Genomic DNA, 11,907 nt, shown 5'->3' on the forward strand with positions numbered 1-11,907 from the left:
ATGACCCATGGACCGACCCAGCGGATTTCTGCGCCGGCCGCGGCGCACCTTCCGCGACCGTCGCGAAGCCGGTCGCGTGCTCGCCCAGGAGCTGGCGTCGTATCGCGGTAAAGCCGGTCTGCTCGTTCTCGGGCTGGCCCGCGGCGGCGTGCCGGTCGGTTGGGAGGTCGCCGCAGCCCTGGGCGCAGAGCTGGACGTCTTCCTGGTGCGAAAGCTGGGCGTGCCGCAGTGGTCCGAACTAGCGATGGGGGCGCTGGCCAGCGGCGGCGGCGTGGTGATGAACGACAACGTGGTGTCGAGCCTGCGGATCAGCGACGAGCAGGTGCGCGCGGTCGTCGAACGCGAAGCCGCCGAACTCATTCGCCGCGAATACGCTTACCGGGGCGAGCGACCGGTCGCCGACCCGCGCGGCAGGACGGTCATCGTGGTTGACGACGGGATTGCCACGGGTGCAAGCATCCTCGCGGCGGTGCGAGCGCTGCGGGCCGCGGGCCCCGACTCGATCGTTGTCGCTGTGCCGGTCGGCCCGCGGTCGGTGTGCGAGGTGCTGGCCGAGGAGGCCGACGAGGTGGTGTGCGCGACGATGCCGGACGACTTCGACGCGGTGGGCCAGGTTTTCGTCGACTTCCATCAAATCAGCGACGATGAGGTCCGCGACTTGCTGGCGACCCCGCCTGGTTCCTAGGACGTTTTGCGGTCGTCGCTGACGCTGTCGTCGGTCGCACCGTCAGGTTCGTCGATCGCATCCGCCGGATAATCGGCTGCCTCGTCCTCACCGTGCGACTCCGAATCGTCAGCTGACCCCGGTCCGGGGCTTGCCGGACCCGCCTCGCGGCGCCGACGTTCCTGTAGAGCGTCGATGATCAGCAGCACGACGCCCAGCACACTGGCGCCGATACATACCCAGGCGACCAATTCATTGCTGGTGATCACTGCGAACACCAGTGCGGCAAGGCCGATCACCGCCAGTACCAGCGAGATAATCAGCACCGGTTAACCTCCAGCCGACGGGGCGACATTGCCAACAAGGCAGGATACCGACCGCTCGTGCCGGTATCTCCGACCGACCTAGTTATTACCCCGATTGAACTGGTTGAACCCTGCGGCGTCGTTGCTGGCGCTGGAATCGACCGGCGCAGCCGACCCACGCTGTCCGAGCTCCTCGAGCTGAGACTCGAGGTAGGTCTTGAGCCGGGTGCGGTACTCGCGTTCGAAGGTGCGCAGCTGCTCGAGCCGACCCTCGAGAACCGTGCGCTGCTGGTTGATCGTTCCCATGATCTCGGAGTGCTTGCGCTCGGCGTCGGCCTGCAGTGCGTCGGCCTTCTCCTGAGCCTGGCGCAGCTGGGTCTCGGAGCGGGTCTGCGCGTCGGCCAGCAGGGCGTCGGCACGCTGACGGGCCTCGGAGATCGTGGTCTCGGCTTCGCGACGGGCGTCGCCGACGATCTGTTCGGCGTTGGCTCGGGCGTCGGACAACAGCTTGTCCGACTCGGCCTGGGCGGTGTCGGTCAGCCGGTCAGCGGTGTCCTGGGCCAGGGCGAGCACCCGCGCCGCCTTGATGGCCTGCTCCTCGCCGAGTGGCGCGGAGACGGCGGGAGCCGGGGCAGCTGCCGCGACGGGCTTCGGCGACGGCTTGACCGCCTCGGGCTCGGGCTCGTACACCGGAATGGATTGGGTGGGTTGAGCACTGGCGCCACCGGCCCGGGCGCCGGCCAGCTCCTGGTCCAGCTCTGCGACCCGCTGACGCAAATCGGAGTTCTCTTCGATCAGCCGGGTCAGCTCGTTCTCCACCAGGTCGAGGAAGGCGTCGACCTCGTCCTCGTTGTAACCTCGCTTGCCGATGGGCGGCTTACTGAACGCCACATTGTGGACGTCTGCGGGTGTCAGCGGCATTCTTAGCCCCCTTGAGTGTGGACAGCCAAACGGTCCAGGAAAGTGTAGGACGGGATGAACGGTCTCGTAGCCATGTTGCAACTGCGGCCCATCCTGTCACACCAGACCCGGCGGTTGCCGAATCGGTCAATAAATAAGACCGAATTTCACAGTTTAAGAAAGCAGCAAATCAGCGCCATATCCGAACCAAATCCGGGCCTTGGCAAACTGCCTGAGCCGAGCGGACGGCTACCCGCGGTATTCCTGGCGTTTTCAGCCCTGATAATCCAGCGCCATCGTCATACCGATGAACGCCACCAGGAGCAGCACCATGATGGACAGATCGAAGCGCACGGCACCGACGGTGAGCTGCGGTATCAGCCGTCGCAGCAGATTTACCGGCGGATCGGTGACCGACAGAATGATCTCGAGAATCACCACGGTGAGGCCGCGCGGATGCCAATCGCGGCTGAAGGACCGGATGAACTCAACGACCACGCGCGCGATCAGCAATAGCCAGAAGATGAACAGCGCAAAACCAATGATGTGCACAAGCAGCGTCAACTAGAGCCCGACCTTAGTGATGAAGATGTGACCTTGACGACAGCCTCAGCAGCCGCGAACGCCACCCTACCGGCTCGGACGCTGCCCTGCCTCGCGGCTACTGGTAGGCGTAGAAGCCGGTCTCGGCGATGCGCCGGCGCTCTTCCGGGGAGACGTCGACGTCGGCCGGTGAAAGCAAGAACACCTTGGTCGCGACTTTGTCGAATGAACCACGTAGCGCGAACGCCAGCCCGGCGGCGAAGTCGACCAACCGCTTGGCGTCGGCGTTGTCCATCGAGACCAGGTCCATGATCACCGGGGTGCCGTCGCGGAATCGCTCACCGATGGTGCGGGCCTCGCTGTAGTCCTTGGGCCGCAGCGTGGTGATCTTCGACAGCGGGCTGCTCTCGTCGAACAGCATCGCCATCCGGCGCGGGTCCATCGCAAGTGCGCCGCGGGTCGAGCCGCGCAGCGAGCCGAGTCGAGGCCGGGCCAGGTCGGCGCGGTCGTAGTCGTGGCCGCGGAAACGGGGCTCCTCGGCGAACCCGCCGCGATAGCTGCCCGCGCCGTATTCGGCGGGCGCATCGTCGTACTCGCGACCCTCGTAACGCCCATACCCGTCGTCGGCAAAGCGCTGGCGCGGGTAGCCGGGGCGGGCCGGCGCGTGGTCGTCGTAGTACTCGTCGTCGTAGTCCTCCATGGGAGCCATACCGAAGTAGGCCTTGACCTTATGAAGTGTGCTCATCGCTTGACCCTTCTACGGCTCTGGAAATTCCGGTGTCTGTGATGAAGATGTGACTGGAGTGACTATTGACGGTGACGGTAGCGGTCGTTGACCCAATAACGCGGTACCGACACGCACACACGTCGATCCATGTTTGACCGCAATTTCGAGGTCGTTCGACATGCCCGCCGACAATCCGACCGCGGCCGGGTGGGCCCGACGCACCCGATGGTGTTCCGACTGCAGCAGCGCGAACGCCCGATCCGGCTCCCAGTCCAGCGGCGGTATACCCATCAGGCCCACCAGCTCAAGGGATTCGGCGGCGTCGACCTGCGCACAGATGTCGTCGACGGCGCCGGCGTCGGAGACATCCACGCCGCCGCGGGACACATCACCATCGAGGCTGATCTGCACGTAGACCCGCAGCGGATCTTTCCGCCGACCCTCACTCAGCGCGCCCGCGACCGCGCGGTCGAGCGCCGCGACGACCCGGGTGCTGCTGACCGAGTGGGCGGTATGCGCCCAGCCGGCCAGCGAGCGGGCTTTGTTGCGCTGGATCGTGCCGACCATGTGCCACTGCGGGCCGGTCGCTGCGGCACCGGCGCCCGCCGGGCCGTCCAGCAACCGAGCAACTTCGTCGGCCTTCGCCGCGGCTTCCTGGTCGCGGGATTCGCCGAACGCGGCGCATCCCAATCGCGACAAAATCGCCACATCGGTTGCCGGAAAGAATTTCGTAATAGGCAGAAGTTGAATTTCGTCGAGTTTGCGGCCGGCCGCATCGGCGGCCGCCGCGAGCCGCGACCGTAACGCCGCCAAAGAATCGGCTAATTGCAATTCCCGCTCCGGTCGGGCGGAACGGTTTACCGCTAATGCGCTCATTCCATCCACACCACCGAGGCCAGCCGCCCGGTCGGGGCGCCGCGCCGATGGCTGAACAAGTTGACGTCCTCGACCGTGCAACGCGGGTCGACATCGATGGCGCTTACGCCCAAAGCCTTCAGCTGACAAGCGATTCCGGCCCGAAGGTCCAGCCCTGGCGTGCCCGTCGACGTGGTGGTGCGACTGCCGGGCAGCACTGCCTCCACCTCGTCGGCCATCACGGCGGGCACTTCATAGTTGCGGCCGCTGACCGCCGGCCCCAGCAGCACCGAGATGTCCGGCGCGTGTGCACCCACCGACAGCATGGCCTCGACGGCCCGGGCCACCACACCGTCGCGAGCCCCGACCCGGCCGGCGTGTACGGCCGCGACGACGCCCGCCCGTGCATCGGCCAGCAATACTGGAACGCAATCGGCGGTGACCACCGCAAGGGCCAGTCGCGGTGTGCGCGTTACGAATCCGTCCGTGTCGTCGAACGCGGTGTCGCGCGGGCCTTCGACCACTTCGATGTGGTCGCCGTGCACCTGGTTCATCCACACCACCCGGTCAGGGCCGAGGCCGATGGCCGCGGCCAGCCGGTTCCGGTTGGCCGCCACGGCAGCCGGGTCGTCGCCGACATGGTCGCCCAGATTGAAGGTGTCGAACGGCGGCAACGAGACACCGCCTGCTCGAGTCGTGCTGACCCGCCGGATACGAACGCTCACTCGCCCAGTATCCGGCTTGAGCAAGGCCGCCTCGCCCCGACACCGTGTCGCGGCCGTCATCGCATCGTGTGGCTAGCGCCGCATGAACGGCGGCACATCGACGTCGTCGTCCTCGCCGCCGATGTCGAAGGTCGCGCCGTTGGTCGGCACCGACACGCTCACCGCGTCGGCGGGCTCGAACAAGCTGGAGCTGACCTTGCCGTGCTTGCCGGACGCGATCGTCGTCGCGGTATCGCTGGTGCCGACGACCGGCTTTCGGCCCGGCCCGCTCGCGTCGAAGCCCGCCGCGATCACGGTGACGCGCACCTCGTCGCCGAGCGAGTCGTCGATGACCGTTCCGAAGATGATGTTGGCGTCCTGGTGGGCGGCATCCTGTACCAGCGAGGCGGCTTCGTTGATCTCAAACAGCCCCAGGTCGCTTCCGCCGGCGATGGACATCAGCACGCCCTGGGCGCCTTCCATGGAGGCTTCCAGCAGCGGCGAGTTGATCGCGATCTCGGCCGCCTTGAGGGCGCGACCGTCGCCGCGGGCCGACCCGATACCCATCAGCGCCGTGCCCGCGCCCGACATGATGCCCTTGACGTCGGCGAAGTCGACGTTGATCAGGCCCGGTGTGGTGATCAGGTCGGTGATGCCCTGCACACCGTTGAGCAGCACCTCGTCGGCGCTGCGGAAGGCGTCCATCAGCGACACCTCGGCATCGCCCATCTGCAGCAAGCGGTCGTTGGGGATCACGATCAGGGTGTCGCAGCTTTCCCGCAACGACGAGATGCCGGTCTCGGCCTGGGTGCCGCGCCGCTTGCCCTCGAAGGAGAACGGCCGGGTGACCACGCCGACGGTCAATGCGCCGAGCTTGCGGGCGATGCTGGCGACGACGGGCGCGCCGCCGGTACCGGTTCCACCGCCTTCGCCCGCGGTGACGAACACCATGTCGGCGCCGCGGAGCAGCTCCTCGATCTCGTCCTTGGCGTCGTCGGCGGCCCTGCGGCCGACCTCGGGGTCGGCGCCCGCGCCGAGCCCTCGGGTGGAGTCGCGACCGACGTCGAGCTTGACGTCGGCGTCGCTCATCAACAGCGCCTGGGCGTCGGTGTTGATGGCGATGAACTCCACGCCCTTGAGTCCTTGCTCGATCATGCGGTTGACGGCGTTGACGCCGCCGCCGCCTATCCCCACGACTTTGATGACGGCCAAGTAGTTGTGCGGCGGGGTCATCATTCTCGTTCCTCCCTGGTGGGACTTGTCTTAAGCGAACCGCCTCGGCAAACCTCAACCTCAAGTAAAGCGTTAGAGTTATGTCAAGTTGATTCGCGCAAACAGAACGGTATTGCCGTCGCGGGCGCGATCGATGCAGGCGCGCCGACGCGCGTCGGGCGAATTTCGGGCGAATTTGTGCCGCGGCCAACGCCCGGATGGACGACGCGTCTACCTGACGGTCGGCAGATCCGGGCTGGAGACGTCATAGGTCCGCCCCGGCCGGGTCAGCAGGGCGGCCAACTTCTGGGCCTTTTCCTCGGTGCGCTCGTTGGTCCCCCAGATCACCGTGCGCCCGTCGGCGAGGGTCAGCTTGATCGACGCGACCGACGGGGCGGCGATCCGGCTCACCTGCGCGACGACTTCGGGGCGCAGCGAGGTCAACACCGCGAGCGCAGCCTTGGTCGCCGGATCGGTCGGTCCGGGATTGTCGACGTCGATGTAGGGCAGCGCCGGCGGTGGCGGCGCGGTGGCGAAGTCCACGCCATCGCGGTCGAACAGATGCGGGCCGTCGGGAAAGTCTTTGACCACCAACGGAATTCGCTCCACGATGATGATCCGCAGCGCCGACGGGTAATCGCGCTGCACTCGCGCGCTGGCCACCCGCCGGATCGCTGCCACCCGGTCGGCGATGGCGTCGGTGTTGATCTGCAGCAGCGGCGTACCGAGCCGGACGTGGGCCACGTCGAGCACCTCGTCGCGGGTGACCGCCCCGATACCGGTGACGACGATGCTGCGCGCCGACATCACCGGCGTGAAGTACAGGATCAGCCCCACCGCGATGGTGGCCAGGATCAGCAGCAGCGATAGCAGGAACAGCTTCAAGCCCCGGACCGCTCCGCGGGCAACGGGCTTGGACGTGGCCGCGGGTCGGCCACGCGCAGCGCGTTTCGCCTCGCGGCGGGCTTCTTCGATCGCGATCGCGCGTGCTTGGGCCTCGCGGCGCTCGGCGCGCTCCCGGCGGGCCCGTCGACGTGGCCCCTCTATCGCGTCGTCGGTCTGCTCCTGTTCTGCGGCGGTGTCGTCGTCGCCATCCGAGGGCGCAGCGGCTTCGATCGGCCCGGTCGCCGCGGTCCCCCCGGCGGGGTCGTCGCCGGGCGGCACGCCGTCCGGCTCGGTCATCGCGCCTCCCCCGGCCGGCCCGGCGAGCCGCGGTTGGCCCGCAACTGCAGCGCGGTGACGATCTCGGGTGCGAGCATGGTGACGTCGCCGGCGCCCATGGTGACGACGACATCGCCGGGCGCGGCCGACGCGGCCACCGCCGTGGCGACCGCCGAGAAATCGGGCAGGTACTGCACTGGGACGCTGACGTGTTCGGCGACGCTCGCCCCGCTCACCCCGGCGATGGGCTGTTCGCGTGCGCCGTAGACGTCGAGCACGAAAACTTGATCGGCCGCCTCGAGCGCCGCACCGAACTCAGCGGCGAAAGCCTGCGTCCGCGAATACAAATGCGGTTGGAACACCACCAAGGAGCGGCCGGCGCCGGTCTGCTCCAGTAGCGTGCGCACCGCCTCCAATGTGGCACTGACCTCGGTGGGATGGTGCGCGTAGTCATCGAAAACCCTTACCCCGGAGGCGGTTCCGATCATCTCGAAACGGCGGCGCACTCCCTCGAAACCGGCCAGCCCGTCCAGCACGCATTCGGCGGGGGCGCCGATCTCGATGGCGGCCAGCATCGCACCCAGCGCGTTGAGCGCCATGTGCCGGCCCGGCACCGACAGCCGCATCACCCACGGATGGATTTCGCCGTCGAGCTTGACGTGTGCGACCGCCTCGGTGCCCTGTTGTTCCCACGACAACAACGTCCCGGCCAGCTGGTGGTCCGGGCCGTCGTACGACGAGCCGTACCGCAGCACCCGGATCCCCAGCGCCGCAGTGCGATCGGCCAGCGCGGCCGCGCCCGGGTCATCAGTGCAGACGACGAGCGCACCGCCGGGGGCGATGCGCTCCGCGAAGGAGTCGAAGACCGCGATGTAGGCATCTGGACTGCCGAAGAAATCGAGATGGTCGGACTCGACGTTGGTGACCACTGCGACATTCGGGGTGTACTCGAGCAGCGAGCCGTCGCTTTCGTCGGCCTCGGCGACGAAGCAGTCGCCGCTGCCGTGGTGAGCGTTGGTGCCGGCCTCGCCCAGCTCACCGCCGACGGCGAATGACGGGTCCCGGCCGCAATGCTGCAGGGCCACGATCAGCATCGACGTCGTGGTCGTCTTGCCGTGTGTGCCGGTCACCATCAGTGTGGTCCGGCCGGCCATCAGCTTGGCCAGGACCGCCGGCCGCAGCACCACCGGGATGCCGCGCCGACGGGCCTCGACGAGTTCGGGGTTGGTCTTCGGGATCGCGGCGTGCGTGGTGATGACCGCCGTCGCGCCGCCCGGCAGCAGATCCAGCGACGAGGCGTCGTGGCCGATCCGGATCAGCGCGCCACGCGCCCGCAACGCACGGACACCGCGTGACTCCTTGGCATCAGACCCCGACACCATGCCGCCCCGGTCCAGCAGGATGCGGGCGATCCCCGACATGCCGGCTCCCCCGATGCCGACCATGTGCACCCGCTGCAGCTCGGGGGGCAGCGGCGCGGCGTTCATCGTCGCGTTCTCCCCGCCCGCGCGATCTCCAGCGCACTCCGCCGACTTTTCGCGCGCTTCCCATCCCGCGCTGCCCGCGCGATGTCCAGCGCGACCTGGGCCACCTGCCGTGCCGCATCCGGATGACCGACCAGCGCCGCAGCCGTCGTCATCGCCGCCAGCCGCGGAGCGTCGTTGAGCAGCCCGGCCACCTGATCGGCGACGAATTCCGGCGTCAGGTCGGCGTCGGCGACCAGGATGCCGCCACCGGAATTGACCACCGGTAACGCGTTGAGGCGCTGCTCGCCGTTGCCGATCGGCAACGGCACGTACACCGCGGGCAGGCCGACCGCCGTCACCTCGGCGACGGTCATCGCACCCGACCGGCAGATCGCCAAGTCGGCGGCGGCATAGGCCAGGTCCATCCGGCTCAGATACGGGACCGCGACGTACGGCGGGTCACCGGGTTCGGGGGTGCGCAGGTCGATGGTGTTCTTGGCGCCGTGGGCGTGCAGCACCGCGACGTCCGCGGCCGCCAGATCGCCGGCGGCCGCGGCGACCGCCCGGTTGAGGGACGCGGCGCCCTGCGAGCCGCCGAACACCAGCAGCACCCGGGCGTCGTCGGCGAAGCCGAAATGCGCCCGTGCCGTCGACCGCACTGCGGCCCGATCCAGCGAGGTGATGGCTTCCCGGACCGGCACGCCGACCACCTCGGCATGCCGTAGACCCGGATCGGGCACCGCCGACAGCACGCGGTGGGCGCTGCGGGCCCCGACCCGATTGGCCAGCCCGGCGCTGGCGTTCGCTTCGTGAATCACCACCGGCACCCGCCGCCGGCGCCGGGCTGTGCCGCGGGCTGCCAGGTATGCGGGCAGCGACACGTAGCCGCCGAACCCGATCACCACGTCGGCGTCGACTTTGTCCAGCACGGCCCGGGTCTGGCGAACCGCCCGCAGCACCCGCGCCGGAAGGCGGGCCAGGTCACCGGTGAGTTTGCGCGGCAGCGGGACGGGAGTGATCAGCTCGAGTTGGTAGCCACGCTCGGGCACCAGCTTGGTCTCCAGGCCGCGCGCGGTGCCCAGCGCGGTGATCCGGACGTCGGGATCCAGCCTTACCAGGGCATCAGCGACGGCCATCGCGGGCTCAACGTGGCCGGCTGTGCCGCCGCCCGCGAGCACAACCGACAATGAGGAATGCCCGGTTGGCCCTGTGGCCGATGACCCCGTGACCGAGTCGTTCACCCGTAGCGTTGACCTTCCAATACGCGGCCCTTGGCACGAGCATTCCCAGTGCTTGCGCGACGCTGGCCGGTGTACCGCTGTTCGACTCCATGATGCCTTCCCCCTGCGCGGCCCTTGACGTCAGACCGAGCGGTCCGCCGATCGGCCGGCTTCCGGTTCGCGGTGCGCTGCGCCTTGGCCGGCTGCGGCTTGCTGCGCAACCGGTCGCGCAGCGCCTCGACCCGGGTCGGCGAGTAAGGCTCCGGCAACGGCAGCCGCAGAATGCGGGTCATCCGGTCGTCGCGTCCGGCCCGCAGCGCAGCGACGGCCTCGGGTTCGTGCCTGGCCGCGTTGGCCATCATGCCGATCATCAAAAGTGTTGTGGCCGTCGATGTTCCACCCGCAGAGATCAGCGGCAGCTGAATGCCGGTGACGGGCAGCAGGCCGATCACATAGCCGACGTTGATGAACGACTGACCGATCACCCACAAGGTGGTGGTCGCGGTCAGCAGCCTCAGGAACGGGTCGGCGGAGCGGCGCGCGATGCGCATTCCGGTGTACGCGAACAGCCCGAACAACCCCAGCAGGCCCAGCGCGCCGACCAGGCCGAGCTCCTCGCCGATGATCGCGAAGATGAAGTCGTTGTGCGCGTTGGGCAGATAGTTCCACTTCGCCGTGCCCTGCCCCAGACCGTCGCCGAAAATACCGCCGTTGGCCAGCGCGTACTTGGCCTGTCTGGCTTGGTATCCCGAGTCCTGCGGGTCCTGACCGGGGTCCAGCCAGGACCGCACCCGGTCGGAGCGGTAACCCGCCGACACCGCCAGGATCGCTCCGGCGACGATCGCGGCGAACAGCGAGCTCAAGAACACCCGCAACGGCAGACCGGCGTACCACAGCAAGCCGAGCAGGATGATGCTCATCGACACCGTCTGGCCCAGGTCGGGCTGCGCGACGATGAGAGCTAGCGCGATGACCGCCGCCGGCACCAGCGGGATCAGCATCTCCCGCAGCGAGGCCCGCTCCATGCGGCGTGCCGCGAGCAGGTGCGCGCCCCAGATCGCGAAGGCGATCTTGGTCAGCTCGGAGGGCTGCATCGAGAATCCCGCGATCACGAACCAACCGCGAGAACCGTTGGCTTCGTTACCGATTCCCGGGATCAGCACCAGAACCAGCATCACGATGGTCGCGGCGAAGCCGGAAAACGCCATGCGCCGCATGAATCGCACCGGCAACCGCAGCGCCAGGTAGCAGGCGAACAGCCCGATGATCGTCCACAACACCTGCCGACCGAAGATGACCCACGCCGACCCGTCGTCGTCGTAGGAACGGACCCCGGATGCGGACAGCACCATGATCAGGCCCAGCGTGGTCAGCAGTGCGGCGATCGCGATGATCAGGTGGAACGACGTCATGGGCCGGCCCAGCCAGGCCCCGAACCGGGTCCGGGGCTCGGCGGCGGTCGCTTTCGCGGTCGTCTTCTCCGCGGACGCCTCGGGCGTGCTGTCGGCCGCCTGGTCACCCTTGGCTCCCCGGCGCAGCAGCCGGGCCAGCATGTTCGTCACCCGCAGCTACCGGGTTGTGGCGCGGACAGCGGCCGCGAACGCGTCGCCGCGGTCCCCGTAGCCGGTGAACTGGTCAAAGGAGGCACCCGCCGGTGCCAACAGCACCGTATCGCCGGGTTGCGCCAGGTCTCGGGCGGCGGCCACGGCAGCGTTCATGACGCGAGCGCCGACAGTCTCGTCCGATCCCGGAACCACGTGTGTCACAGACGCAACAGGAGACTCAGCAGTCGCATACATATCAATATCCTCGCCTGCCACAACCTGTACGACGGGCACATCCGGCGCGTGTCGCGATAACGCCTCGGCAACCATCGCCCGGTCCCGGCCGATCAACACCGCTCCGACCAGCCGCGAAGCCACCCGGGCCACGGTCTCGTGCACGGACGCGCCCTTGAGCAGACCCCCGGCGATCCACACCACCCGCGGGTAGGCCAGTACGGATGCCTCAGCGGCATGCGGGTTCGTGGCCTTGGAATCGTCGACGTAGCTGATCTGGTCGACGACGGCTACCAACTCGGCTCGATGCCGGCCCACCTGGAACGAGGCCAATGCCGTCGCGATCGCGTCGCCGGGCACTCCGACGCTGCG

12 protein-coding genes and 1 pseudogene are annotated in these 11,907 nt (G+C 68.3%); 1 reads left to right on the top strand and 12 read right to left on the bottom strand.

The window, feature by feature from the left end; translation table 11 throughout:
- Nucleotides 1-4: 4 nt before the first annotated feature.
- Nucleotides 5-685: pseudogene (locus VGH54_RS14670) on the top strand (phosphoribosyltransferase); the annotation flags it as partial.
- Here the strand turns inward: VGH54_RS14670 and VGH54_RS14675 are convergent.
- The 12 genes from VGH54_RS14675 to VGH54_RS14730 all read right to left on the bottom strand — a co-directional run.
- Entirely contained in the window at nucleotides 682-990 is a 309-nt protein-coding gene (locus tag VGH54_RS14675) for a hypothetical protein (protein ID WP_331512770.1), read from the bottom strand. The pseudogene VGH54_RS14670 and the gene VGH54_RS14675 overlap by 4 nt on opposite strands.
- A gap of 78 nt (nucleotides 991-1,068) precedes the next feature.
- On the bottom strand, nucleotides 1,069-1,890 hold the full coding sequence (locus VGH54_RS14680) for a DivIVA domain-containing protein (protein ID WP_331512771.1): 822 nt from the start codon (nucleotides 1,888-1,890) through the stop codon (nucleotides 1,069-1,071).
- Nucleotides 1,891-2,142: 252 nt separating this feature from the next.
- On the bottom strand, nucleotides 2,143-2,433 hold the full coding sequence (locus VGH54_RS14685) for a YggT family protein (protein WP_325686183.1): 291 nt from the start codon (nucleotides 2,431-2,433) through the stop codon (nucleotides 2,143-2,145).
- Between the two features lie 97 nt (nucleotides 2,434-2,530).
- Nucleotides 2,531-3,157 (bottom strand): cell division protein SepF, encoded by a 627-nt coding sequence (locus VGH54_RS14690; protein WP_331512772.1) that lies wholly within the window; start codon nucleotides 3,155-3,157, stop codon nucleotides 2,531-2,533.
- A gap of 12 nt (nucleotides 3,158-3,169) precedes the next feature.
- Nucleotides 3,170-4,015: a YggS family pyridoxal phosphate enzyme gene (locus VGH54_RS14695; RefSeq protein WP_331512773.1), complete on the bottom strand. Its 846-nt coding sequence runs from the start codon at nucleotides 4,013-4,015 to the stop codon at nucleotides 3,170-3,172.
- Nucleotides 4,012-4,719, bottom strand: coding sequence for a peptidoglycan editing factor PgeF (gene pgeF, locus VGH54_RS14700; RefSeq protein ID WP_331512774.1), 708 nt, complete (start codon nucleotides 4,717-4,719; stop codon nucleotides 4,012-4,014). The genes VGH54_RS14695 and pgeF overlap by 4 nt, the downstream gene beginning before the upstream one ends.
- Nucleotides 4,720-4,791: 72 nt before the next feature.
- A complete protein-coding gene (gene ftsZ / locus VGH54_RS14705; protein ID WP_331512780.1) occupies nucleotides 4,792-5,931 on the bottom strand; it encodes a cell division protein FtsZ in 1,140 nt (379 codons plus the stop codon).
- A gap of 210 nt (nucleotides 5,932-6,141) precedes the next feature.
- Nucleotides 6,142-7,092 carry a cell division protein FtsQ/DivIB gene (locus VGH54_RS14710; protein WP_414688714.1) on the bottom strand — a complete coding sequence of 317 codons (951 nt, stop codon included), beginning with the start codon at nucleotides 7,090-7,092 and terminating at the stop codon, nucleotides 6,142-6,144.
- Nucleotides 7,089-8,558, bottom strand: coding sequence for a UDP-N-acetylmuramate--L-alanine ligase (gene murC / locus VGH54_RS14715; RefSeq protein WP_331512775.1), 1,470 nt, complete (start codon nucleotides 8,556-8,558; stop codon nucleotides 7,089-7,091). The genes VGH54_RS14710 and murC overlap by 4 nt, the downstream gene beginning before the upstream one ends.
- The gene (gene murG, locus VGH54_RS14720) at nucleotides 8,555-9,778 is read right to left on the bottom strand and encodes an undecaprenyldiphospho-muramoylpentapeptide beta-N-acetylglucosaminyltransferase (RefSeq protein WP_331512776.1); all 1,224 of its coding nucleotides are present in this window, start codon (nucleotides 9,776-9,778) and stop codon (nucleotides 8,555-8,557) included. Before murG ends, murC begins: the two co-directional genes overlap by 4 nt.
- A complete protein-coding gene (gene ftsW / locus VGH54_RS14725; RefSeq protein ID WP_331512777.1) occupies nucleotides 9,775-11,319 on the bottom strand; it encodes a putative lipid II flippase FtsW in 1,545 nt (514 codons plus the stop codon). The genes murG and ftsW overlap by 4 nt, the downstream gene beginning before the upstream one ends.
- A 6-nt stretch (nucleotides 11,320-11,325) precedes the next feature.
- The coding region (locus VGH54_RS14730; RefSeq protein WP_331512779.1) for a glutamate ligase domain-containing protein at nucleotides 11,326-11,907 on the bottom strand (582 nt) is incomplete at its 5' end.

Origin of the sequence: Mycobacterium sp., assembly GCF_036488105.1 — a bacterium.
In the GTDB taxonomy this organism is placed as follows: domain Bacteria; phylum Actinomycetota; class Actinomycetes; order Mycobacteriales; family Mycobacteriaceae; genus Mycobacterium.

What these genes read in the sequence shown, in the direction of transcription:
- VGH54_RS14680 (WP_331512771.1), bottom strand. Translation starts at nt 1,890, where the DNA reads ATGCCGCTGACACCCGCAGACGTCCACAATGTGGCGTTCAGTAAGCCG.
- VGH54_RS14690 (WP_331512772.1), bottom strand. Translation starts at nt 3,157, where the DNA reads ATGAGCACACTTCATAAGGTCAAGGCCTACTTCGGTATGGCTCCCATG.
- VGH54_RS14695 (WP_331512773.1), bottom strand. Translation starts at nt 4,015, where the DNA reads ATGAGCGCATTAGCGGTAAACCGTTCCGCCCGACCGGAGCGGGAATTG.
- ftsZ (WP_331512780.1), bottom strand. Translation starts at nt 5,931, where the DNA reads ATGACCCCGCCGCACAACTACTTGGCCGTCATCAAAGTCGTGGGGATA.
- VGH54_RS14710 (WP_414688714.1), bottom strand. Translation starts at nt 7,092, where the DNA reads ATGACCGAGCCGGACGGCGTGCCGCCCGGCGACGACCCCGCCGGGGGG.
- murC (WP_331512775.1), bottom strand. Translation starts at nt 8,558, where the DNA reads ATGAACGCCGCGCCGCTGCCCCCCGAGCTGCAGCGGGTGCACATGGTC.